The 21358-nt window shown below is 62.8% G+C and carries 21 protein-coding genes; 7 read left to right on the top strand and 14 right to left on the bottom strand.

Annotated features, from left to right (window positions below; translation table 11 throughout):
• Nucleotide 1: 1 nt before the first annotated feature.
• The 5 genes from AB0N65_RS04325 to AB0N65_RS04305 all read right to left on the bottom strand — a co-directional run bounded on the left by AB0N65_RS04325 (nucleotide 2) and on the right by AB0N65_RS04305 (nucleotide 6055).
• Nucleotides 2–391 (bottom strand): chorismate mutase, encoded by a 390-nt coding sequence (locus tag AB0N65_RS04325; RefSeq protein ID WP_364158179.1) that lies wholly within the window; start codon nucleotides 389–391, stop codon nucleotides 2–4.
• A gap of 121 nt (nucleotides 392–512) precedes the next feature.
• Nucleotides 513–2219 (bottom strand): ABC transporter ATP-binding protein, encoded by a 1707-nt coding sequence (locus AB0N65_RS04320; protein ID WP_364158177.1) that lies wholly within the window; start codon nucleotides 2217–2219, stop codon nucleotides 513–515.
• A complete protein-coding gene (locus AB0N65_RS04315; RefSeq protein WP_364158174.1) occupies nucleotides 2216–3214 on the bottom strand; it encodes an ABC transporter permease in 999 nt (332 codons plus the stop codon). Before AB0N65_RS04315 ends, AB0N65_RS04320 begins: the two co-directional genes overlap by 4 nt.
• 2 nt (nucleotides 3215–3216) lie before the next feature.
• A complete protein-coding gene (locus tag AB0N65_RS04310) occupies nucleotides 3217–4308 on the bottom strand; it encodes an ABC transporter permease (RefSeq protein WP_364158172.1) in 1092 nt (363 codons plus the stop codon).
• A gap of 118 nt (nucleotides 4309–4426) precedes the next feature.
• The gene (locus tag AB0N65_RS04305) at nucleotides 4427–6055 is read right to left on the bottom strand and encodes an ABC transporter substrate-binding protein (RefSeq protein ID WP_364158169.1); all 1629 of its coding nucleotides are present in this window, start codon (nucleotides 6053–6055) and stop codon (nucleotides 4427–4429) included.
• A gap of 225 nt (nucleotides 6056–6280) precedes the next feature.
• On the opposite strand from AB0N65_RS04305, the gene AB0N65_RS04300 reads away from it, so the two are divergent.
• Nucleotides 6281–7108 (top strand): caspase family protein, encoded by an 828-nt coding sequence (locus AB0N65_RS04300; protein WP_364158166.1) that lies wholly within the window; start codon nucleotides 6281–6283, stop codon nucleotides 7106–7108.
• Nucleotides 7109–7165: 57 nt separating this feature from the next.
• Here AB0N65_RS04300 and AB0N65_RS04295 read toward each other — a convergent pair whose 3' ends face one another.
• Nucleotides 7166–8791, bottom strand: a complete 1626-nt coding sequence (locus tag AB0N65_RS04295; protein WP_364158164.1) for a hypothetical protein — start codon at nucleotides 8789–8791, stop codon at nucleotides 7166–7168.
• Nucleotides 8792–8885: 94 nt separating this feature from the next.
• Entirely contained in the window at nucleotides 8886–10007 is a 1122-nt protein-coding gene (mnmA, locus tag AB0N65_RS04290; RefSeq protein WP_364158832.1) for a tRNA 2-thiouridine(34) synthase MnmA, read from the bottom strand.
• A 209-nt stretch (nucleotides 10008–10216) separates the two neighbouring features.
• On the opposite strand from mnmA, the gene AB0N65_RS04285 reads away from it, so the two are divergent.
• The gene (locus tag AB0N65_RS04285; RefSeq protein WP_364158161.1) at nucleotides 10217–11470 is read left to right on the top strand and encodes an FAD-dependent oxidoreductase; all 1254 of its coding nucleotides are present in this window, start codon (nucleotides 10217–10219) and stop codon (nucleotides 11468–11470) included.
• Nucleotides 11471–11516: 46 nt separating this feature from the next.
• On the opposite strand, the gene AB0N65_RS04280 is transcribed toward AB0N65_RS04285, so the two are convergent.
• Together AB0N65_RS04280 and AB0N65_RS04275 are read right to left on the bottom strand one after the other, a co-directional pair.
• Nucleotides 11517–12749, bottom strand: a complete 1233-nt coding sequence (locus AB0N65_RS04280) for a cysteine desulfurase family protein (protein WP_364158159.1) — start codon at nucleotides 12747–12749, stop codon at nucleotides 11517–11519.
• 27 nt (nucleotides 12750–12776) lie between these two features.
• On the bottom strand, nucleotides 12777–13460 hold the full coding sequence (locus tag AB0N65_RS04275) for a helix-turn-helix domain-containing protein (RefSeq protein ID WP_364158156.1): 684 nt from the start codon (nucleotides 13458–13460) through the stop codon (nucleotides 12777–12779).
• Between the two features lie 129 nt (nucleotides 13461–13589).
• Between AB0N65_RS04275 and AB0N65_RS04270 the strand changes: the two genes are divergently transcribed.
• Nucleotides 13590–13970, top strand: a complete 381-nt coding sequence (locus AB0N65_RS04270) for a hypothetical protein (RefSeq protein WP_364158829.1) — start codon at nucleotides 13590–13592, stop codon at nucleotides 13968–13970.
• Nucleotides 13971–14008: 38 nt separating this feature from the next.
• Here the strand turns inward: AB0N65_RS04270 and AB0N65_RS04265 are convergent, their stop codons facing one another.
• Nucleotides 14009–14602: a hypothetical protein gene (locus AB0N65_RS04265; RefSeq protein ID WP_364158153.1), complete on the bottom strand. Its 594-nt coding sequence runs from the start codon at nucleotides 14600–14602 to the stop codon at nucleotides 14009–14011.
• Between the two features lie 280 nt (nucleotides 14603–14882).
• Here AB0N65_RS04265 and AB0N65_RS04260 point away from each other — a divergent pair, with 280 nt between their 5' ends.
• From AB0N65_RS04260 to AB0N65_RS04245, 4 genes are all read left to right on the top strand, one after another.
• Nucleotides 14883–15827, top strand: coding sequence for a J domain-containing protein (locus AB0N65_RS04260; protein ID WP_364158150.1), 945 nt, complete (start codon nucleotides 14883–14885; stop codon nucleotides 15825–15827).
• Between the two features lie 61 nt (nucleotides 15828–15888).
• On the top strand, nucleotides 15889–16356 hold the full coding sequence (locus tag AB0N65_RS04255) for a tRNA (cytidine(34)-2'-O)-methyltransferase (RefSeq protein WP_364158147.1): 468 nt from the start codon (nucleotides 15889–15891) through the stop codon (nucleotides 16354–16356).
• Between the two features lie 94 nt (nucleotides 16357–16450).
• Nucleotides 16451–17167, top strand: coding sequence for an ECF RNA polymerase sigma factor SigK (gene sigK / locus AB0N65_RS04250; RefSeq protein ID WP_364158145.1), 717 nt, complete (start codon nucleotides 16451–16453; stop codon nucleotides 17165–17167).
• 1 nt (nucleotide 17168) lies between these two features.
• Nucleotides 17169–18011: an anti-sigma factor gene (locus AB0N65_RS04245; protein WP_364158142.1), complete on the top strand. Its 843-nt coding sequence runs from the start codon at nucleotides 17169–17171 to the stop codon at nucleotides 18009–18011.
• An 88-nt stretch (nucleotides 18012–18099) separates the two neighbouring features.
• Here AB0N65_RS04245 and AB0N65_RS04240 read toward each other — a convergent pair whose 3' ends face one another.
• From AB0N65_RS04240 to AB0N65_RS04225, 4 genes are all read right to left on the bottom strand, one after another.
• The gene (locus tag AB0N65_RS04240) at nucleotides 18100–18645 is read right to left on the bottom strand and encodes a gluconokinase (RefSeq protein WP_364158139.1); all 546 of its coding nucleotides are present in this window, start codon (nucleotides 18643–18645) and stop codon (nucleotides 18100–18102) included.
• A 73-nt stretch (nucleotides 18646–18718) separates the two neighbouring features.
• Nucleotides 18719–19498: a PIG-L deacetylase family protein gene (locus AB0N65_RS04235; protein WP_364158136.1), complete on the bottom strand. Its 780-nt coding sequence runs from the start codon at nucleotides 19496–19498 to the stop codon at nucleotides 18719–18721.
• Between the two features lie 4 nt (nucleotides 19499–19502).
• A complete protein-coding gene (locus AB0N65_RS04230; RefSeq protein WP_364158134.1) occupies nucleotides 19503–20456 on the bottom strand; it encodes an electron transfer flavoprotein subunit alpha/FixB family protein in 954 nt (317 codons plus the stop codon).
• A 14-nt stretch (nucleotides 20457–20470) separates the two neighbouring features.
• Nucleotides 20471–21274 carry an electron transfer flavoprotein subunit beta/FixA family protein gene (locus tag AB0N65_RS04225; protein WP_364158132.1) on the bottom strand — a complete coding sequence of 268 codons (804 nt, stop codon included), beginning with the start codon at nucleotides 21272–21274 and terminating at the stop codon, nucleotides 20471–20473.
• Nucleotides 21275–21358: the final 84 nt, after the last annotated feature.

Genomic DNA, 21358 nt, shown 5'->3' with positions numbered 1-21358 from the left:
GCTACGCCTGCTGGTTGGAAATCTGGTGGTCCTCCGCGATGGCCTCGTGGTGGCGGATCACTTCGCTGATGATGAAGTTCAGGAATTTCTCGGCAAAGGCCGGATCCAGGTGTGCGTCTTCGGCAAGACGGCGAAGACGGGAAATCTGGGCTGCTTCCCGCCCCGGGTCCCCCGCAGGCAGCTTATGGGTAGCCTTGAGGATGCCCACCTTTTGGGTTGCCTTGAACCGCTCGGCGAGCAGGAAGACAAGCGTAGCGTCGATGTTGTCGATGCTGGACCGGATGGACAAGAGCTCATCCATGATGGCGCGGTCCACTTGGCCAGCCAGGGAACTCGCAGCCGGGTTGAAGGATTCGGCGTCTTCGGGGAGGGCATTGTTCTGCTCGGTCATGCTCCCCAGTCTATTGTGCGCGGACATGCCGCCGCGGGTGTTACCGAACGGCAAAGTCCGCCACTCGTGAATGAGGAGCGGACTTTGCCGGATCCGGCACTGTCGGACGCGGAGACCTTCCCTAGCCGCCCAACAGCGCGCGGTGGGCTTCCCGCCGTCGTGCTTGTTCATCAGGGTCCGGCACCGGCAGGGAGGCGATCAGCCTCTTGGTGTAATCGTGCCGGGGCGAACCCATCACGTGGTTGCCTATTCCTTGCTCGACGAGCCTGCCCTTGTACAGCACGCCAACCCAGTGGGACAACATGTCCACCACTGCAAGATCATGGCTGATGAAGAGCGCAGCGAATCCAAAGTGTTCCTGGATTTCCTTGAAGAGGTCCAGCACTTTGGCCTGCACGGAGACGTCCAGGGCGGACGTCGGCTCGTCGGCGATCAGGAGGCGCGGATTGAGGGCCAGCGACCTCGCCAGGGAGGCCCGCTGCCGCTGTCCGCCGGACAGCTCGTGCGGGTAGCGCTGGGCGTACGACGCCGGCAACTGGACTGATTCGAGAAGCTCGCCTACCTTCTTCCTCACCTCAGCCGCGCTTGGCTTGGTGTGGATGATCAGGGGTTCGGCCACGCATTCGCCGATGGTGAGATGCGGGTTGAAGGATGCCGCGGGATCCTGGAACACGAAACCGATGTCCTTCCGCAACGGACGGAAAGTCCGTTCCTTGAAGTCCAGCATTTCGTAGCCAAGTACCTTCAAGCTGCCGCCGGTTGCCCGGGTAAGGCCCGCAATGGCGCGTCCGATGGTGGACTTTCCGGAGCCGGACTCCCCTACCAGGCCGAAGACTTCATTCTCGGAGATGGTAAAGCTGACGTCGTCCACGGCTTTGAACCCATGCCGTCCAAAGCGGCCCGGGTATTCGATAGTGAGGTTCCTGGCCTCGACCAGGATTTTTCCGTCCTGATGGAGCCTTCCCCGGGCACCCTCCGAGGCCGAATTGCGTCCAAGGTGAGGGACCGCGGCAAGGAGTTTCCTGGTGTAGTCCTGTTGTGGTTCCGCAAACAGGGTCCTCGATGGTGCTTCCTCCACGACATCGCCCTGGTACATGACCACGACCCTGTCGGCGAGGTCGGCCACCACACCCATGTTGTGGGTGATGAGCACAATGGACGTGCCGTAGCTGTCCCGCAAATCCCGGAGCAGTTGCAGGATTTCGGCCTGTACCGTGACATCCAGGGCCGTGGTCGGTTCATCGGCGACGATAAGTCCCGGGTTCAGCGCCAAAGCTGCGGCGATGACAACCCGTTGTTTCTGCCCGCCGGAAAACTGGTGGGGATAGTAGTTGACCCTGGTCTCCGGATCCGGAATCCCCACTTTTCGCAGTGCTTCAACGGCCCTGCTCCTGGCTTCCTTGGCCGACACTTTACGGCCGTCCTTGGCGTGAGCACGGATTCCCTCGGCAATTTGCCATCCCACGGTGAACACGGGGTTCAGAGCGGTGGAGGGCTCCTGGAAGACCATGGCTACGTCCTTGCCTCGAATGTTGCGCAAGGCCGACTTGCCGACGCTGATAACGTTGCTGCCGTTGATCACTACGGCTCCCGAACTTACAGCAGTTTCGGGAAGCAGGCCAAGGATCGTCTTGGCCGTGACCGTTTTGCCGGATCCGGACTCCCCCACGATTGCCACGACCTCGCCCGGCTTCACGTCGAGGCTGACGTCCTTGACGGCGTGGACGTCCCCGGCGTCCGTGGCGAAGGTGACTTTGAGCCGGTCGATCGTAAGAACCGGCTGGCGGGCCGAAGGCTTATCCGCGATGTTTCCGAGGTTTGTGGTCATGACTTGCCTGCTTCTGAAGGTGTGGACGGTCCCGCGGGGAGCGTGGGTTGTGTCCCCGCCCGTTTGCGTCCACGAATCCGCGGATCGTTGAGGTCATTGATGCTCTCGCCCACCAGGGTCAGGCCAAGGACAGTCAGGACAATGGCGATACCCGGGAAGACCCCTGTCCACCAGATGCCCGATGACGTATCCGCCAATGCTTTGTTGAGGTCGAAACCCCACTCGGCAGCAGAGGTGGGTTCAATACCGAATCCCAGGAAGCCCAGGCCTGCAAGCGTCAGGATTGCCTCCGATGCGTTCAGCGTGAACATCAGGGGCAAGGTACGCGTGGCGTTCTTGAAGATGTGCCGTCCGATGATCCTCAGGCTGGACGCACCCAGGACCTTGGCCGACTCAACGAAGGGTTCAGCCTTGAGGCGTATGGTCTCGGCCCGGATGACCCGGAAGTATTGCGGAACGAACACCACAGTGATGGCGAACGCACAGGAAAAGATACCGCCCCAGAAACTGGATTGACCCCTGCTGATGACGATCGAGACCACGATGGCCAGCAGCAAGGTGGGAAAGGCGTAGATGGCATCAGCTATGACCACAAGGATCCGGTCCACCCAGCCGCCGAAGTAGCCGCTCAGGAGGCCCAGTGCCACACCGAGGAAGAGTGACATTGCCACGGATACCACGATGACGGTTACCGCAGTCTGGGAACCCCAGATTACCCGCGACAGGACGTCGTAGCCGCCCACGGTGGTTCCGAGCAGGTGTTTCGAGCTCGGAGCCTCCTGCGTGGGAAAGGAACCGGAAGCGTCGCTGAGCTGGGAATATCCATAGGGCGCCAGGAGCGGGGCAAATATGCTGGTCAGCAGGAAAAGCCCGCTGAGGACCACACCCACAACGAGCATGCCCCTTTGGAGGCCCACGCTCTTTTTCAAGTGCGATACCACCGGCAGCCGCGAGGACAGCGGCTGCTTGGGAGCGGTCAGTTCGGGAGTGCTCATGGTCAGTACCTCACTCGCGGGTCGATGAGCGCGGCAATGATGTCCACGATGAAGTTGGTCACGGCAACGATGATGGCCAGCAAAACGACGATGCCCTGGACAGCCACGAAGTCACGGGCGCTCAGGTATTGCACCAGTTGGTACCCGAGCCCTTTCCATTCGAAGGTTGTCTCCGTCAGGATGGCGCCGCCGAGCATCAGGGCGATTTGCAGGCCCATCACGGTGATGATGGGAATCAGTGCCGGCTTGTAGGCGTGCTTGGTGAGCAGCCGGAATTCGCTCACTCCCCGGGAGCGCCCTGCTTCCACGTAGTCCTTGCCAAGCGTGCCGATCACGTTGGTGCGAACCAACCGGAGGAAGACTCCGGCGGTCAGCAAGCCCAAGGCGACGGCCGGGAGGACGGCGTGGGAAGCAACGTCACCGAGTGCCGTGAAATTTCCGCTGCGGAGGGCGTCAAGCCAGTAGATTCCCGATGGGGCCGCCAGGTTGCTCATGGCCAGTTCTGTCCGTGTGCCCGACCGGCCAGCCACGGGAAACCACCCGAGCCACACCGAAAAGGTCAGCTTGAGCAGCAAACCGGAGAAGAATACGGGCGTGGCATAGCAAAGGATCGCGAAGAACCTCAGGATGGCATCCGTCGTCTTGTCCCGGTGTTGAGCCGCAATGAGGCCCAACGGGATGCCCACGGCGAGCGCGACGATCAAGGCATTGATCGACAACTCGAGGGTGGCTGCGCCAAAGGTGGTCAGCACCTCCACAACAGGACGACGGTCCGTGATGGTGGTGCCGAAGTTGCCGGTCAAAAGTTGGCCCAGATACTCGAAGTACTGAATCAGTATGGGCCGGTCATAGCCTGCCTCATGAATCCGCTGGGCGAGCACATCCGGGGGAAGGCGGCCTCCTTGGGCGGCCGTGATGGGATCGCCGATGACCCTCATCAGGAAGAAAACCAGGGTCACCAGGATGAAGACCGTGGGAATGATCAGGAAGAACCTGACCACGATGTATTTCCCCAGGCCTCCCCCGGACCTGGACTTGCTCTTGGGTGCTACGACGCCGGGCTCGGCGTCCGGTACGTCTACGAGTGTTGTCATTGTTACCTGTGATTCCTGCCCGTGGATTGCGCGGGACTGGCTGGTGGGCGCCGACGACGATAGGTGTCAGCAAAGGAGGCGGGACACCGGATGGGTGTCCCGCCTCCCCACGGCATGGCTACTTGGAAATGGTTCCGAGGCGGAACTTGAAGGATGCATCCAGCGTCTTGTCGACGCCGTTTACGCTGCTGCCTGCGATGGCAACCTGCGCGCCTTGGAGCAGCGGCAGCGTGGAAATGTCCTTGGCGAGGGCATTTTGGACGTCCTTGATGGCCGTTTCACGTGCCGACTTGTCGGCCTCTGTCAGCTCTTTGCTGATGAGCTGATTCACGGTTTCGTTGTTGTAGTGGTTGTTCAGGAAGCCGCCCTTGGGGAAGAACGGGGTCAGGTAGTTGTCCGCATCGCTGAAGTCGGGGAACCAACCGAACTGGAACAGCGGGTACTCATCGGCGCGGCTGGCTTTGGTGTAAGTAACCCATTCCGTGGACTGCAGGTTGACCGTGAACAGGCCGGACTTCTCCAGCTGTTCCTTGACCATGGCGTATTCGTCGCCTGACGATCCGCCGTAGTGGTCCGGGTTGTACTGCAGGTTCAGCACCACTTTCGCGGTGATGCCCGCGTCGGCCAGCACCTTCTTGGCTTTGTCGAGGCTCGGCTTGCCCGCGTCACCGTATGCGTCCTTGAAGGACTCGTTGGCACCGAGGAAGCCGCTTGGCACGTTGGACCACAGCGGGAGGTAGGTGCCTTTGTAAACCTGGTCGGCGATGGCTTCCCGGTCCACGAGGTTGGCTATGGCTTGCCGGACGGCAAGGGCCTTTGCGGGGTCTGCGTCCGGGGTTTTGGCTCCGAACGGCATGGTGTCGAAGTTGAAGGTGATGTACCGGATCTCGCCACCCGGCCCGGTCAGGACCTTCACCTTGGAATCCTTTTTGAGGTCATCCACGTCCGTGGCGCTCAGGCTCCGGAAGGCGACGTCCAGGTTGCCCTGCTGGATATCCAGTTTCAGGTTGGTGGGGCTGGCGTAGTACTTGATGGTGGCTTCATCGTTGGCCGGCTTGCCCAGCACCCCCTGGTAGTCGGGGAACGCCTTGAGGCTGACCAGTTCGTTCTTCTTGTAGCTGTCGATGGTGTACTGCCCGTGGAAGGCCTTGGCTTTGATGATGTCGTCGTCGGCCAGGACCTTGTCTGCCGGAAAGACTTCATCGTCGACGATCGGCGCTGCGGGGCTGCTGAGTATGAACGGGATGGTCTGGTCATTGGCCAGCTTGGACTTGAACACTACAGTGTTGGCATCCGGAGCGGTAACACTCTCGATATTGGCCAGCAGCGATGCCGGCCCGGCGGGGTCGTTGATGGCGACTTGCCGGTCGAAGGAAAACTTTACGTCCTTGGAGTCCAAGGTGTTTCCGTTGGCCCATTTGAGCCCTGTCTTGAGCTTCACCGTGTATTCAGTGGGTGCCGTGAACGACGACGACTCTGCCAGGTCCGGAACGGGTTCCGCGCTGCCGGGTTTGGAGTTCAAGAGGAAAGAGTAGATCTGGTTCATCACCATGAACGAACCGTTGTCGTAGGACCCTGCCGGGTCCAAGGCCGTGACTTTGTCTGTGGTGCCGTAGGCGATCGGGCCCCCGGCAGCGGGGGCGGACGAAGAACCGCCGCCCGAGGGCCCCGTACATGCCGTTAAGGCGAGTGCGGAAACGCCCGCGAGCGCGATAACGCCATGCAGGGCCTTCTTGTTCAGTGCCATCTGATGAACCTTCTGTTCGATGGATTCGGCGCGCCGCCGTGGGATATTTGTGGCAGCGAGCACTCTTGGTTCCACGATTCAATCAGACTTCGAGCCTCACGAAGCCTTGAAATTGTGATTTGAGACACAAAATTTACCTACGAGTAGCTTTGCCCCAGGGGCGGAAGGCATTGCCTCCGGAGGGCTACGGGAATATCTTTGGTCCCGAGTCGGAAGGAGAGGCGCATGAGCAAGGCAGCCCTCTGTGTAGGCATCAACAAGTTCAAGTATCTTCCCCAATCCAGCTGGCTTCAGGGATGTGTCAACGACGCAGAGGACATGGCCTCCATCCTGGAAGCGAAGTATGGTTTCGCGCCAGCCGGCATCACCGTCCTCCGTGATGCGAAGGCCACCAAGAAGGCGGTGATGAGCGAACTCAACAAGCTGGTGGACGGAGCCGTGGATGGCAGCTCGGAACACCTGGTTCTTACCTTCTCCAGCCACGGCACCCAGGTACCGGACACCAGCGGGGACGAAGCGGACCGGCTGGATGAGGCCTTCGCCTGCTACGACATCAACAACGCCGGCGACGCGTGGGACCCGGACACTGTCATCTCCGACGATGAACTGGCGACGCTCTTCACCCGGTTGCCCGAGGGAGTGCTCATGGACGTTATCCTGGACACTTGCCATAGCGGCACGGGCCTGAAGTCGCTGGACCTGCTGCCAGGGCGGCGGCCGCGCTTCCTGCCCGCCCCGACACCCCGGGCTGTTATCGCCAACGAGTTCAATGACACCCGTACCCTCCGGGACATGGTCAAGGCCGCCAAGCTGTCCAGGCCGGTGTTGATGGCTGCTTGCCGCTCGGACCAGACCGCAGCCGACGCGCCGATTAATGGCCGCTACAACGGAGCCTTCACCTACCACTTCCTGAAGTCGGTCCAGAGTGACGGCACGGCAGGTCGCGCCGAGATCCTGAAGCTTGTCAGCAAGGGATTGAAGGCCGGCGGTTTCGACCAAGTGGCCCAATTGGAAGGCACGACGGCGGCACGCAAGGCCGCGTGGGGAAGCTGACCGGCGGCGCGGATCACCTCCCGCTGCCTTCGGGAAGGCTCGGTTTCGTGGCGCGGCCTATTCGCCGGTTCCGTGGAACTTGTCCCTGACTCCGGAGGAAGCCGCTTCTTCCGCATCGTGGTGCTGGTCGGAACCAAACAACAGCCCTTGGCGTTCCCGATCCATGACCGGCTTTAGCGCTGCATAGACCAGCCGGCCACCGGCGTCGAACCTGAGCAGCCCACCGCCGCGGATATCCACATAGTCGCGGCGTGTCTTCAAGCCAAGCCGGACATAAGCCTCCTTGCGGCTCATCCGAACCGTTTGGATAAATGAAGCCCCGATTTCGGAAATGATGAAACCGTCCGGCGATACCCGTTCCGAGGTGCGTACCCGCGTGGAACTCAATGGCGTGCGTCGCTCGAGCCGGGCAGCATCCAGGAGGCGGGGGTTCTCCCAGACGAAGCGCTGGACTTCCTGCGGATCAGACCCCAATGCCGACAACCGGATCGGATATCGAAGGCCCTGGTAGTTGTCCACGCCGCTGATGTTGTGCAGGGAAACCCGTCGGATGCCGATAGCGGAGAACTCCGCCTGGATGGCATCCCGGTAGCCGTAGTTGTCCTCCGGAACCATGTCGAGGTCCGCCGCGACGATTCCGCGCAGGAGGTCCCGCCAGCCGACGTCCACCGGCGGCATGTAGGACAGACCGCGGATGACCATGCGCAAGACCCTCGTGGCGACAATCGAGCCTGATTCGGCCTTCTGCTGCAGGCTCTGATGATCGCCGAAGCGGGTATTCCTTTCGGACCACAACCGCTGCACAGCGCGCAGCACCGCCCCGACCACAACAGCCCCGCGGGCATGGGGTTCGGGCAATTCCTGCCAATTGTCCGGAATTGCCCCCACGAAGGGCTCGCGCAGAGGACCGCGGGCAAACAAGTCCCGGGCGAAGTCGAAAAGTGACCGCAGCAGAAGGTCATCGTCCACTACTTCCCCGGCCTGGAAGCAACCCGCGGCCGCCTCAAGCTGCCGGAAGACTACTTCCCGGGAGGAAAACACGGACAGGATGGCAACCAGGTCGGCCAAAGCTTCATGCATGGCAAGCTGCTCCATCGTTGCCAACTGGTCTGCCCACGCCGGCCGGAACCCGTCGAGAATGGCATGGGTGACTTCATGGGCCACGATGTCCCTGTAAAGCGCAGTGGGAACCTTGTATCCCATGCGGTCCACGGAACCGAAGCGGATGACGTTGGTCCCCCGCTCGTAACCCGTCTCTGTGGCAGTCACACGGTCCCTGGCCTTGAGGACCACCCTGCCTTCCGGGTTCCAAGGCATGCGTCGCCCTAGCGTTGACTCGAAGATATCCAGGGTGCTCATCGCCACGCCGTACACGTGCTGGGCGAGGAACCGGGTATCGTCCAGGAGTTCCCGGAGGTCCTGGGGCGGCACTTGGGAGACCAGGTGCCACGGATCTCCCTGCAGGGTCAAGCTGACCGGGGACACCGTGGTGCCGCGCCACTTCCTGATGTGTATCGCGTAGCGATGACCGGTTGGCCCGCGCCGCAGCCGCTCCACGGGTATCCGGACCTGGGCCGTGAGGGGCGGCAAGCCTCCGACGCCGATCGGCCCTTCAGCCAGGACTGTCACGGAGACCATCTGCCCGGCCTTGATGTCTCCCGGGCCCTTCTTAGGAAATGCCACAGTCATCGCCGTCCCGAATGCGCACCCCAACACACGGCAGCGGTTGCGCTGCTTAGGCCAGTATGGGGGCGGGCCAATCCGGAGGCAATGATTCCTAGAGCGCTGCCCTCTGCAGGGAGCGCGCGGCGTCGATTGTCGCTTGGCCGAGCACACGGCTGCCTTGGTACAGCACAACGGTCTGTCCGGGTGCTACGCCACGAAGTGAATCCGTGAGCGTGACCACCAACTCTGCGCGCTCAACGCCGGTCTCATCTGCCTTCAGTTCCACCCGGGCGCGCGCCGGAACGGGATCCCCATGAGCCCGGACTTGGGCATGGCATTCGAAGTCGGCTCCAGTGGCCACCTCTGTAATGGGCAGGCCCGCCCACGACACCTTGATACCGCGGATCTCGTCGATGGCCAGAAGGGCCTCGGGGCCAACGACTACCTTGTTTTCCTTGGGCCGGATCTCAAGGACAAAACGGGGCTTGCCGTCCGCAGCGGGAGTGCCCAACTTCAAACCACGGCGCTGGCCCACGGTGAAGGCGTTCGCTCCGGGGTGCTCCCCGACCTTCGCGCCCGTCTCATCCACGATGTCGCCCGTGGTCATCTCGATCTTTTCTGCCAGCCAGCCACGCGTGTCACCGTCGGAGATAAAGCAAATATCGTGGCTGTCCGGCTTGTTCGCCACGGACAGGCCGCGCCGCTCCGCTTCCGCCCGGACCTCGGCCTTGGACGGCGTGTCTGCCAACGGGAACATGGAATGCTTCAGCTGTTCGTGGGTGAGGACACCGAGGACGTAGCTCTGGTCCTTGGCCCAGTCCGCAGCACGGTGCAACTCACGGTTTCCGTCCGCGTCCTCGATGACCTTCGCGTAGTGCCCGGTGCACACGGCATCAAATCCCAGGGCAATTGCCTTCTCCAGCAACGCCGCGAACTTGATCCGCTCGTTGCACCTCATGCACGGATTGGGGGTTCGTCCAGCCGCGTATTCGTCGATGAAATCCTGGACGACGTCTTCCTTGAAGCGTTCCGAAAAGTCCCACACATAGTAGGGAATGCCCAGGACATCACAAGCACGCCACGCATCGCGGGAGTCCTCGATGGTGCAGCAGCCCCGGCTTCCCGTACGCAGGGTGCCCGGCATCCGCGACAACGCGAGGTGCACCCCAACGACGTCATGACCGGCCTCGACGGCGCGGGCGGCTGCTACGGCGGAATCGACTCCACCGCTCATTGCTGCAAGTACTCGCATGCTGGCTTTCTATGGTTTGGGTTTGGGTGCTTGTGGCGCTGTGCCCTGCTGGGGGCATTCGGCGCGCCAATCCATTCTAGCTAACGCAGCAAGGGGGGCGTTAAATTCCCTTGAGTGGAACCTTGGAATTGCTTGACTGACGGACAGGCGCCTTCTAAAGTCAAAGTTACTGGTTTTAGAATCGAGTCGACATGGCAAGCGAACGAATGATCATCGCCGGCGGCGGTCTTGCCGGCGCCACAGCTGCAAAGACCTTGCGGTCCGAAGGGTTCCAGGGACCAATTACCATGCTGTCAGCCGAGGACAGGGTCCCGTATCTCCGGCCACCGCTGTCCAAGGAGTTCCTCCTGGGCAAGGAAGACGAAGAGAAGGTCTCAGTCGTGCCCGCCGCTTGGTATGCGGAAAACGACGTAGACCTACGGATCAGCAACCCGGTGGTTGGAATCGACACGACAAGCCACTCCGTCACGTTGCGCGACGGCCAGGGCCTTGGCTATGGCAAGCTGCTTGTCGCGACCGGCGCCCAACCCCGCCGGATTCCACTTCCCGGCATGGACCTGGAAGGAGTGATGACCTTCCGGACCTTCGAGGACAGCCTGAGGTTGCAAGCACTCCTCAGGGAGGGCGGACAAAGAGTTGTCATGGTGGGCTCCGGTTGGATCGGCATGGAGCTGGCCGCGGCCGCCCGCAGCTACGGCAATGATGTTGCCCTGATGGGCTTGGAGGACATTCCACTCAGTGCCGCCGTAGGTCCGGAACTTGGCACGTACTTCCGGAAACTGCACGAGGACGAAGGGGTCCGCTTCCTGCTGCCGGCGAGCGCAGCAGGAATTGACGGAAAGAATGGCCGGGTCGTCGCGGTACGCACCAGCGCAGGCGAGACCCTGCCGGCGGACCTGGTGATCATTGCCGTGGGCGTGGTCCCCGATACTTCGGTAGCCGGGAAGGCCGGGCTTGCTTTGGACAACGGGATCCTGGTGGACGCCTCGCTGCGCACCAGCGCGGCGGATGTGCATGCTGCAGGTGATGTAGCCAATGCACTGCATCCCTTCACCGGCGAGCACCATCGCAGTGAGCACTGGGCGAACGCCCTCAACGGCGGGAAAGTGGCGGCCAAGGCCATGCTGGGGCAGGAGGCGACCCTCGACGTCGTTCCCTATTTCTACACGGATCAGTTCACGCTGAGCATGGAGTATTCGGGTTTTCCCTCGCTGGCAGCCGGCGTGTCACCGGTGCTTCGCGGCTCGCTTGACGACGGCAGCTTCATCGCATTCTGGATGCGGGACGGAAGAACGGATCATGGCGAAGTCGTTGCGGGGATGAGCGTGAACCAGCGGCGGGTCCAGAAGCCCATCAAGGCGCTGATTTCGGGCAGGGTCGACGTCGACGTCAGCCGGCTCACCGATCCCGGCATTCCGCTCGAGGAGTTCCTGCCTGCTGAATAGCCCGCTGTGCGGCTGCGCCAAGCCCGCAGTGCCGTGGAGACCGGCGTCAGGAACGCCCCTGCACGCCCTGCCGTGCGACTGTCGCTGCCGTCTGGATACTCGATTCGTGGCCGGCCATGCCCGCTTGACGTGCCCTTGAACAGGCTTCAGGGAGCGCCTTGAGCAAGACGTCCACGTCGTCCTCCGTGGAACCGTGCCCGAGCGTGAAACGCTGGGCTCCGCGGGCGGTGTCCTCATCCAGCCCCATGGCCAGCAGGACGTGCGATGGGCGTGGCACGCCGGCTGTGCACGCCGAGCCCGTGGAGGATTCCACCCCGGCCAGGTCCAGGAGGAACAGCAGGGAGTCGCCTTCACAGCCGGGAAAGGTGAAATGGGCATTGCCCGGAAGCCTGCCATCGCCGGGGGCGCCCCGGAGCACTGCATCCGGGACCGCTTCACGAACTCCGGCAATGAGCTTGTCCCGCAAAGCGCTGAGGCGGTTCCGCTCCTCCTCCATGCCATTTGTGGCCGCCTCGGCGGCAGCCGCGAAGGCAGCGATGGCAGGGGTATCCAGGGTCCCGGACCGTACGTCGCGTTCCTGCCCGCCGCCATGCTGAACCGGCGTCAATTTCACGGCGCGGCCAAGGAACAACGCGCCAACGCCGACAGGGCCGCCCAACTTATGCCCTGACACCGACATCGCGGCGAGCCCTGAGGCCTTGAAGTCGACCGGAAGAGAGCCGAAGGCCTGTACAGCATCGGAATGGACTGGTATCCCGTGGCGCTCGGCCAACTCCACGATGGCGGAAACAGGCTGGATCGAGCCGACCTCGTTGTTGGCCCACATCACGGTGATCAGTGCCACCGAGTCCGGGTCGCGGGCCAGCTCACGCTGGACGGCCTCCAGCTGCACCATGCCATCGGAGTCCACGGGCAGCCACACGACGTCGGCGCCCTCATGGCGCTCGAGCCACTCCACCGTGTCCATGACCGCATGATGCTCGACGGCGGAACACAGGATGCGCGTTCGGCGCGGGTTTTCGTCGTGGCGGGCCCAGTAAAGTCCCTTGACGGCCAGGTTGTCCGCTTCCGTCCCGCCTGAAGTGAAGATGACCTCGGAAGGGTGGGCACCCGCCGCGGCGGCCAACGTCTCACGGGCATCTTCGACGATTCGCCTGGCCCGGCGTCCGGCGCCGTGGAGCGAAGACGGGTTGCCCGTCCTCGCCAGCTCGCGCGTCATGACCGCAAGAGCTTCAGCGGTCATGGGTGTAGTGGCGGCATGGTCCAGGTATACAGGCACCTTGTAATTCTACCGGGGAGGATGCCTTCAGTTCCCGGAGCCGGTTCCCGCCCCGGCAATGCGGGCGCAGCAGTGGCCGGGACCCGGATCAGGCAGGACAGCTTCCTCACCGGCGCCGGATGCAGCCGCCGCCCCTTTCAAGAAGGCGCCGTTCATCGTGCAAACCACCGCTTGGTGATCCCGCGAGAGCCGGTGGAAGGGACAATTCAGCAGCCGATAACCTCCGGAACCATCTGTCGCCGGTTCGTAGCCAAGGTTCCTGAGTGCGCCAAGGAAGTCGCCAGGGCGGCCAGCCTCGCGACCCTTGGTGGTGGCAACTTCCAGCAGGACGTCCTGGACGGGCACGCCTTCCGCCAGGGAGCGCGTAATGGCCGTAGCCATCAAGTCGCCGGCGAGGTCGTATTGCCGCTCCGGTATGGAGACGCCAACTTCCTCTACGAGTGGCCGGTAGAGCTTCGCCGGCCTTCCGGATCCAGGACCGGCCTTCGCAGCCGACTTGCGGAATTCGACTCCCAGAAGGCCGTCCCTCACGAGCCGGTCCAAGTGGAAGGACGCTGTGCTTCGCGGTATCCCCAAGGCTTCGGCAGCTTCGTCCCGCCCTACAGCGTCGCCGGCATCCCGCAGGTAGGCGTACAACGCCCTCCGGTTGTCGTCGTCCAGCGAAGCTATGGCGGTTATTTTCTGAAGCCACGGAAGGCCTGCCCTGCTCATGGATTAAGGCTATCTCTAAAAACAAGATTCATTGCTTAACCTGCGGCTCAGATCTAAAATTAAGGTATCTATTTTTAGAAAGGATGCGCCATGGAAGCCGCAACCACCCACACCACTCCCCAACCTGGCATGAGCCGGCTCGCCGGACCTTCACGCCAGGCATTCATGCTCCTGAGGACCGTATTCACCATCGCGCCAATCCTCTTTGGGCTCGATAAATTCACCAATGTTTTGGTCGATTGGACGATCTACCTCGCCCCTGCAGCCACCGCAGTCATCCCGGTTCCGGCCCAAACGTTCATGTACGGCGTGGGCATCATCGAAATCATCGCCGGCATCTGCGTCGCTCTGCGGCCCCGCTGGGGATCCCTCGTGGTAGCCGCCTGGCTGCTCGGCATCATCGTGAACCTGCTCGTGCTGGGTGCCTTCTTCGATGTGGCGCTCAGGGACTTCGGCCTCCTGGTGGGCGCGCTCGCGCTCAACCGGCTGGCTGTTGCCTCCAAGAAGTAGCGTGAACCCCGGCCTGTCAACGCGGGAGCGTTGTAACCTCAGGCCGGCGGAACCACTACCAACCGGGCGTGGACTTCAGCACGTGCCGCCCCCAAGGTTTCCTCATTCGGGCAGGCAACCGAAACAAATACCGAGGACGCCGGACTGCTGAATACCCTGGCCATCATTTCCGCTGAACGGCCGTGTCCGCCGGAGGCCGTCGACCGAAGAGTAAGGAATTCGACACTATGCACTGACTCCTCCGAGTCCTGCCCCCAGCGCAGCTTGGTGGGCAACAGGTTCCCAAGCGGGATCGTGGCGTCCAGATATTTGAAGAGCTCCTTGGTGGATGCGGCGTCATCGCCGGGAACTACCAAAGGGCCTTGGTTGACGCTGACCCTGAAGGCCGCCAGGCAACCATCAGTCTTTTTGTACCGCGTTTCACCCTGCAGCCCGGAATGCACAGCAGACCACCCGGGTACTTCCTCCAGCCGGCTGGAAACGGTCACCGGGTCCCCGGGGGCCAGCGTTCCGCCCGCACTAAGTGGCAAGTCCTTCGCAGCAACGGCTTCGGCATCGTGCCCCGGAGTGATGGTCGGCGTCGCCAGCATTGATCCGGATGGCGACGGTTTGGGGACAGTCGGGTCAGGCACGTTGACGCTGCACGAAACCAGCAACCCACCCACGGTACACATCGCGGCCAAGGCCGCCACCCGCCGTCGAACGTTAAGTACCAACACCTATCCCCCGTTGTCTCTTGCCTACCGCCCCGGATGAGTCTATTCGAACAACATGTCCCGGGTACTCCCGGCCGCATCGAGCCGGTCGGGAACCCTGCGCCGTATTGCCGACGTTCACATGATGGCTGGATAAACTGGCCAGTACCGCTCCACCACTACTGAGCGGCACAGGAACCTAGAGAAGGGCCCGTGCTTGGCCGAGGGCAGCAGTTCGCACTATCAGGTCCTTCGCGTGTCCGTCACTGCGACGGACAAAGAGATCAAGGTCGCCTACCGCAAGGCCGCCCGGAAAGCGCACCCTGACCATGGCGGCGAGGCGGAGATGTTCCGCCGGGTGACTCTTGCCTACGAAACCTTGATCGACCCGCAACGAAGGGCCGAATACGACCGCAGGTACGCCAGTGGGGCGTCGGGCCGCAGCCAACCACGGCCAGGCGACTACACAGGAACGCCCGCTCCCGGACCCGCAGCTTCCGCCGGCGTCAAGCGCCCGCAAGCCCAACGCAACACCGCCGGCGACCCTCCCGTCTACGTCCCTGCCTTCGACGATCCCAACGAGGTACCGCTCATCCCCAAGGGGGAGGCCGCCCAACAGGTTCACGGGTTGCCCCGCAAGCGCGGCATCTTCGGAGCCGAAGCGCGCATCCAGCGCGAGATGCGGACGGTCCAGCTCATCAGCAGGCAGGTCCTGCCTGCCATTCCCGCCGCCCGTCTCATCAACGGGCTCCGCTCCCCGTCGGACAACAGCCATATAGACCATGCCGTGCTGTCCGGCTACCGGCTTGCCCTTGTCGGTTCCATGCTGCTGCCGAAGGGCGCCTACGCATGGGATGGCCAGGTACTCCGCCATGGCGGCCGGTCCGTGGCCCCGCCACAACTTGCCCACATCGTTCGCCACATGCAGGACATCTTCCCTGAACTGAATGTCACAGGCTGGGTGGTGCTCCATAGCCCTGACGGGAATCTCCATGAGCCCGTCATTGACCAGTTCGGCAAAGGGCAGTCGAGCCACCAACCGGTCGAAGTAGTCAACGGCGCAGGGCTGGCGCGAGGCCTGAAACAGTTCCTCAGCTCCGGGCCCGCACCCAACACCGTTGTGGTTCCCGTCCTCGCACGCCTCCTCCGGGGCATGCACTAGCCGGCCCCTGTGCCGGATTGACGTTGTCGGCCCGGCGATGCGGGCTGGATAGGATGGAACGGTGTTCCGAATCCTCTTCCACACCCCCGAAATCCCCGGAAATACAGGTAATGCCATCCGATTGGCTGCCATCACCGGTGCCGAACTCCACTTGGTGGAGCCGCTCGGTTTCGATTTTTCCGACGCCAAGCTACGCCGTGCAGGCCTGGACTACCACGACCTCGCCGTCGTGACAGTCCACAAAGACATCGACGCCGCGTGGGCGGCGCTGCAGCCGGAACGCGTCTTTGCCTTCACCTCCGACGGCGAGACCTCGTACACGGAGATCAGCTACCACGAGGGCGACGTCCTGATGTTTGGCCCCGAATCCGTAGGGCTTCCGCAGTGGCTCAAGCAGGACCCCCACGTGACCGCGCGGGTGCGCCTTCCCATGCGTCCCTCGCTGCGTTCCCTTAACCTGGCGAACGCAGCATCCATTGCCGTCTTCGAGGCCTGGCGGCAGAACGGGTTTGCCGGCGCCAAGGTATAGCCCTTCAACGGTTCAGCCCATCCAACGGAGCCACAGCACCGAATACCTTGTGCAGGAAAGCATCCTGCACACGACATTCGATGAAGGAGCCTACGTGAGTGCGCTGGAGACGCGGGCAATGGTGGCACGCCATGACCACGTCGTGCCCGCAACACAACTCCGTTGTGCTGCCGCTTCCAAACCGGACGACATATGCTGGAACGTGATGGACATCCCCAACAATCCCGGCCCCCCGGTCTTTGAGGCTTCGGGCACGGCGACCGACTTGAACGCCCAGCTCACGGCCTTGCTTGAGCTCGTTGCTTCGGGCGACCAGCAAGCCTTTGCCGAGTTCTATCGCTTGACCTCCCGCCGGGTGTTCGGCATGGCCAAACGCGTCCTGATCGATACCGAACTGAGCGAAGACGCCACCCAGGAAGTCTTCATCCAGGTGTGGCAGGGCGCTGCGAAATTCGACCGCTCAGCCGGCAGCCCGATGTCATGGCTGATGACCATCGCCCACCGCCGGGCGATTGACCGCGTACGGGCCGTGCAGGCAGCCACGGACCGCGAAGCCCGATACGGTGCCGCAAGCCAGGACCTTGACCGCGATGTGGTAGCCGAAGAAGCGGATACCAACCTCGAGGCCGAGGCTGTCAGCCGTTGTCTCGGTACGCTGACGGACACCCAGCGCGAGTCTGTCCGCCTGGCGTATTACGGCGGGCTCACCTACAGGGAAGTCGCGGAACATTTGGGCGCCGCCGTGCCGACCATCAAGTCCCGCATCCGCGACGGCCTCCTGCGTTTGAAGACCTGCTTGGGGGTGGGGTGAAATGACAGAAAATACCGGTGGAGGATTTGTCCGGAGAATGTTCGCCAATGACATCGCAACAGACCTCGCGGAGGGCCGTGTCCTTGAGCTGGCGGAGATCTACGCCCTAGACGCAGTAAGCGATGACGAGCGGGCCATGATTGACGCCTACGTCAAGGATGCCGAGGAGGGGCCCGAATTCCTGGAGCGGGTCCGCCAGGCCAGGGAGACCTTGACTGTCAGTTTCACCGCGGAGGAAGAACCACCGCCGGGGCTCTTCGGCAACATCATGGACACGATTACGCGCGAAGCTGCGTCACAACCTCCTGCGCAGGCACCCGGAACCGCCGACGCCGCATCGCAGGCGCCGCCGCAAGACGAATTGGCCGCGGCCCGCGCAAAGCGGGAAGAACGGCGGGGCTTGCGTGGAACCCGGGCCTGGTTGGTGGGCGCTGCCGCCGCTGCCGTGATCGCCCTCGGTGGCGTGGGCATCGGGGCGTATGTGGCTGCGCAAAACGATCCCGTGAACCAGATCCTGCAGGCCCAGGATGTCCAGAAACAGACGGCTCCTGTTCCAGGCGGCGGCACAGCCACGATCTCCGCCTCGACCACCAAGGACTCTTTCGTGGTACTCATGGACGATGTCGCACCCGCCCCGGAGGGCAAGGTCTACCAGTTGTGGACGTTGCCCAAGGACGGCTCGGCTCCCGTTCCCCAAGGCACCATGGACGCTGAGACATTGTCCAAGCCAGCGGTTGTCAGCGGATTGTCGGCCGCTTCTTCCGTGGCGATCACCGTGGAACCAACGGGCGGATCCACGTCTCCGACGCTGCCGCTGGTTCTGGTTGTTCCGCTGAATGCGTGACACCGGAACCGCAATGAAACCGTATTAAAGCCCGACGGCGGCCAACCCACCCAAGTGGACGGCCGCCGTCGGGCTTCGCCCGAAATCCCTAGGCGGGGTTCACCCCCGAGGCGGAACCCACGGGACGCAGGGACAGCCGTTCGATAACCTCGTCGGCTTCCTCAGCCGGGGAAGCCGATACACACAAGGAAATGTAGTTCTCGTCATCCGTGGGCTCTTCAAGAGCTTCGAATTGGGATTCCAGGAGCGACGGCGGCATGAAGTGTCCATGCCTCGATGCGAGACGGTCCGAAATCCTGTCCTTGCTGCCCTGAAGGAAGACGAACACCACATTTTCGCCGCGGAGTACGTCGCGGTACTTCTTTTTCAACGCGGAACACGTGATGATGGCAGGGGTTCCGGCCGCCGTACGCTCCCGTATCCAGTCGGCAATGATCCCAAGCCAAGGCCAGCGGTCCTCATCGCCGAGTGCCTGCCCTGACTGCATTTTCGCGACGTTGGCCTCAGGGTGGAGATCATCCCCCTCTGCGAGGTCCCAGCCAAGCTTTCCGGCCAGGACGCCGGCCACGGTGGACTTTCCCGAACCGGACACTCCCATAATTACCAACACGGGCTGCTGCGCAGTCTTCGCCATCAAAGTCTGCCTTCCTCAATAAATATGATTTAACTGAGGTCCAGCTTATGACAGGTATCACGCATAGGCAATGTCAGAATCCTGCGATGGTGCTCGAGCCGTTCACCGACACCACGTGGAAACTCTCGGCACTCCTGCCCGCCGGAAGACCTGCGCGCTCTCCATTGGCCAGGAGCATGCCCCGCACCACGCGTTCCATGCCGTCGATATCCGGATGCTGGCTGGCGTGGATCCGGATGGCATCAAGCTTCGCGTCAACGTGGTCCGTGACCTCGACAAAATGGTTCTCGCGAGCCTCGGGGCTGGAGATGAACCACAGCCAGGGCAGCTTATAGGCCGACAGCCCGGACTCGGCAAGTTCCGGGTACGCATACGGATTCTCCACTGCCGGGTACACCGCCCGCGTCACAGCCTCGCCCGCCGCGAGGTGGTCCGGGTGGCTCTTTTGAAGCCGGTCCCAATTACGCTCCGGATGCATGGTCAACACGATGTCCGGCCGGATTTCGCGGATGAGCTTCACCACCTGCTTGATGACGCCGTGTGTCGGCTCGAGGTACCCGTCGTGCTCATGCAGGTAGTGGATATCGTGGACACCCACAATCGCCGCCGCACGCTGCTGCTCCTCGGCGCGAAGCTCGACGATCCGCTGCCGGTGCACCGGGTCGAAACCGCCGGCGTCGCCGTCCGTCATGATGCAGTAGCTGACCTGAACGCCGGCCGCAGTCCAGGCTGCGATGGTACCGGCTGCCCCGAAGTCGATGTCGTCAGGATGGGCGGTAAAACAAAGCACCCGCTCAACACGCTCCGTGGAGGCATTGAACGGGCTCTTCGCTGACGTGGCGCCAGATGTCAAAGGATCAGCCTTTCCGCTTCTTGATCTCTTCCGTGGCCTGCGGCAGGACCTTGAACAGGTCGCCAATGATGCCGAAGTCCGCGATCTCGAACACGGGAGACTCCGCGTCCTTGTTGATGGCCACAATGACCTTGGAGGTTTGCATTCCTGCCTTTTGCTGGATTGCGCCGGAGATACCTGCCGAGATGTACAGCTGCGGGGAGACGGTGACACCCGTCTGGCCCACCTGGGCGTCGTGGCCGATCCAGCCGGCGTCCGTTGCGGCACGGGAAGCACCAACTGCAGCCCCCAGTGCGTCGGCCAGTTCTTCCACGGGACCGAAATCGCCGTCAACACCGCGGCCACCGGCTACGACGATCCGGGCGTCGCTGAGGTCCGGCCTGCCGCTGGCGGGCTTGGCGGTACGGGAAGAGATGCGGGCAGAGTTCACAGCAGCGTCAGCAGGAACTTCAACCTTGGCCGTTTCAGGTGAAGCGCCGCTGCCGGAGGGTTCAGGCTCCACGATGTTGGCCTTTACCGAGAACACGGAGACGGGAGTGGTCGCCTTCGCCGCAGTGTTGTAGGAACCGGCAAGGACGGACTTGTGCGCCGTTCCGTCGGCCTCCACGCCGACGACGTCAGTGATGACGCCTGCGTTCAACCTGATGCCAAGCCTCCCGGCGATCTCCTTGCCTTCCGGCGAATTCTCCAGCAGGACCTTCGTGGCACCGGAGGCGGCCACGGCGGCCGCCAGATAGGCAGCCTTCGGCCCAACCAGGTAGTCGCCGAGGTCGTTGGCCGACGGCAGGTAGATGGTAGTGGCGCCATAAGCGCCAAGGGTGGCCGCGACGTCGTCGTTCAGTTCCCCGTTGATGGCGACGGCGGTCTCCCCCAGCTTCCGCGCAAGGGTCAGGAGCTCCAGGCTGCTCTTCTTGAGCGCGGTCCCCGGGTTGTCAATGAAAACAAGTGCATTTGCCATGGTGTGGAGTCCTCTTAGAGCAGCTTCTGTGCGGCCAGGAAGTCGACGAGCTTGATGCCGGCGTCGCCTTCGTCAGTGATGATGGTGCCTGCGGTCCTCGGGGGGCGGGCCTCTGCGGACTCCACCACTGTCCATGACCCGGCGGGCCCCACTTGCGAAGCATCCACTCCGATGTCCGACAACGTCAGTGACGCAATCTTCTTCTTCTTGGCGGCCAGGATGCCCTTGAAGTTCGGGTAACGCGGCTCGTTGATCTGGTCAGTCACGGACACCAGGGCCGGCAAAGCGGCTTCCACTGTTTCCGAGTGCGAGCCGGCATCCCGGCGTGCCACGACAGTGCGGCCGCTGACCTCCAGGCTTGAGGCGAACGTCAACTGCGGGAGCGACAAACGCTCCGCCAGCTGTGCCGGTATAAGGGAGGTCTCGCCGTCGGTGGATGCCATGCCCGTCAGGACCAGGTCCACGGGACGGCCGTCCGCCGAGATGTGGCGGATTGCTGCCGCAAGCGCCAGGGACGTGGCAGCAGCGTCGGATCCCGCCAAAGCGTCATCGCTGAGGTGGACTCCTGCGTAGGCTCCGATCTGGAGCGACTTCTTGACGGCATTCACGGCGCCGGACGGTCCCATGCTCAACGCGATGACCTCGTTGCCGGCCTTCGCGCCGCCGCGTGCCTCCGCCAGCTGCAGCGCTGCCTCAAGGGCGTACTCGTCCAGCTCCGACAAGATGCTCTCGTCGCGGTCCGTGGTGTTGCCGGGTCCGGTGATGTGCCGGTCAAACTGCGCGTCCGGCACATGCTTGACCAGAACGACAATCTTCAATGTCTCTTCCACTGTATTGAAGCAGCCTTCCATGCTTGTGGACGGCCAACCGCAGCAGCGTGGCCGTGTGGTGCCCAGCGCGTG

The sequence above is a fragment of the Paenarthrobacter sp. NPDC089322 genome (genome assembly GCF_040684895.1).
Lineage (GTDB): Bacteria > Actinomycetota > Actinomycetes > Actinomycetales > Micrococcaceae > Arthrobacter.
This window is presented reverse-complemented; position numbering and strand designations above follow the sequence as displayed.

Excerpts from the sequence above, each read along its gene's own strand:
- AB0N65_RS04325 (WP_364158179.1), bottom strand. The coding sequence starts at position 391 with ATGACCGAGCAGAACAATGCCCTCCCCGAAGACGCCGAATCCTTCAAC.
- AB0N65_RS04320 (WP_364158177.1), bottom strand. The coding sequence starts at position 2,219 with ATGACCACAAACCTCGGAAACATCGCGGATAAGCCTTCGGCCCGCCAG.
- AB0N65_RS04315 (WP_364158174.1), bottom strand. The coding sequence starts at position 3,214 with ATGAGCACTCCCGAACTGACCGCTCCCAAGCAGCCGCTGTCCTCGCGG.
- AB0N65_RS04310 (WP_364158172.1), bottom strand. The coding sequence starts at position 4,308 with ATGACAACACTCGTAGACGTACCGGACGCCGAGCCCGGCGTCGTAGCA.
- AB0N65_RS04305 (WP_364158169.1), bottom strand. The coding sequence starts at position 6,055 with ATGGCACTGAACAAGAAGGCCCTGCATGGCGTTATCGCGCTCGCGGGC.
- AB0N65_RS04300 (WP_364158166.1), top strand. The coding sequence starts at position 6,281 with ATGAGCAAGGCAGCCCTCTGTGTAGGCATCAACAAGTTCAAGTATCTT.
- mnmA (WP_364158832.1), bottom strand. The coding sequence starts at position 10,007 with ATGAGCGGTGGAGTCGATTCCGCCGTAGCAGCCGCCCGCGCCGTCGAG.
- AB0N65_RS04285 (WP_364158161.1), top strand. The coding sequence starts at position 10,217 with ATGGCAAGCGAACGAATGATCATCGCCGGCGGCGGTCTTGCCGGCGCC.
- AB0N65_RS04275 (WP_364158156.1), bottom strand. The coding sequence starts at position 13,460 with ATGAGCAGGGCAGGCCTTCCGTGGCTTCAGAAAATAACCGCCATAGCT.
- AB0N65_RS04270 (WP_364158829.1), top strand. The coding sequence starts at position 13,590 with ATGAGCCGGCTCGCCGGACCTTCACGCCAGGCATTCATGCTCCTGAGG.
- AB0N65_RS04245 (WP_364158142.1), top strand. The coding sequence starts at position 17,169 with ATGACAGAAAATACCGGTGGAGGATTTGTCCGGAGAATGTTCGCCAAT.
- AB0N65_RS04240 (WP_364158139.1), bottom strand. The coding sequence starts at position 18,645 with ATGGCGAAGACTGCGCAGCAGCCCGTGTTGGTAATTATGGGAGTGTCC.
- AB0N65_RS04230 (WP_364158134.1), bottom strand. The coding sequence starts at position 20,456 with ATGGCAAATGCACTTGTTTTCATTGACAACCCGGGGACCGCGCTCAAG.